Source organism: Hymenobacter agri, assembly GCF_054778495.1.
In genome coordinates this window covers 1-785 of the sequence record NZ_BAAGZM010001125.1, presented here as the reverse complement: position 1 = coordinate 785, position 785 = coordinate 1, and the positions used below count along the sequence as shown (strand labels likewise).

The 785-nt window shown below is 65.1% G+C and carries 2 protein-coding genes; both read left to right on the top strand.

The features are described from left to right. The coding region (locus ACYVDE_RS24870) for an ACP S-malonyltransferase (RefSeq protein ID WP_460504199.1) at positions 1-308 on the top strand (308 nt) is incomplete at its 5' end. 178 nt (positions 309-486) lie between these two features. After that, on the top strand, positions 487-785 hold a 299-nt coding region (locus tag ACYVDE_RS24865), incomplete at its 3' end, for a hypothetical protein (protein WP_460504197.1).

Below are 785 nucleotides of genomic sequence, written 5' to 3'. Positions count from 1 at the left end.
TGGGTGGCGCCTTCCACTCGCCGCTGATGCAGAGCGCTGCCGCCGCGCTGGCCGAGGCCATCGAGAAAACGACCTTCAGTCCGGCCCGCTGCCCCGTGTACCAGAACGTGGACGCGCTGCCCCACACCGACCCGGCCGAAATCAAAGCCAACCTGCTGGCCCAACTCACGGCCCCCGTGCGCTGGACGCAGCTGGTGCAGCGCATGGCCGCCGATGGCACCACCGACTTCGTGGAGTGCGGCCCCGGCAAGGTGCTGCAAGGCCTGGTGAAGAAAATTGTGCCCACGGCCACCGTCGGCAGCTTCTAGCCCCGCCTGAACCATAAGAACTTGTACCCCGAATTTTCAATTCGGCCCGTTGAGCGATGCCGTAAAAGGCTCGTTTCGCCGGCCGAATTGAAAATTTGGGGTACAAGTTCTTTTTTGCTCCATCAAGCCGCTACGGTATTCGCCACGTCGGAGCCGCCAGCAGCGTTTTCTCAAGCCCATGTCCACCGCTTCGCTTCCAACCCCTGTTGCACGCCGCTGTCGCTGGCTGCTTGTTGGCGGGCTGCTGGCCGTTGGCGTACTGGTGCAGCTGGGCTTGTTTGCGTACTGCACCGCGCCCGGCTTGGCTGGCACCAGCGACTCGCGCCTGTACCTCTACGCGGCCCATATGCTACGCGCCACCAGCCAGCTGCTGCACCCCGATGGCTCGCCCTACCGCTACTGGCCGCCACTGTACCCGCTGCTGCTGGCGGCCGTGGGCTCGCTGAATGGAGTGCGCCTGCTGCACGGCGCGGCGCT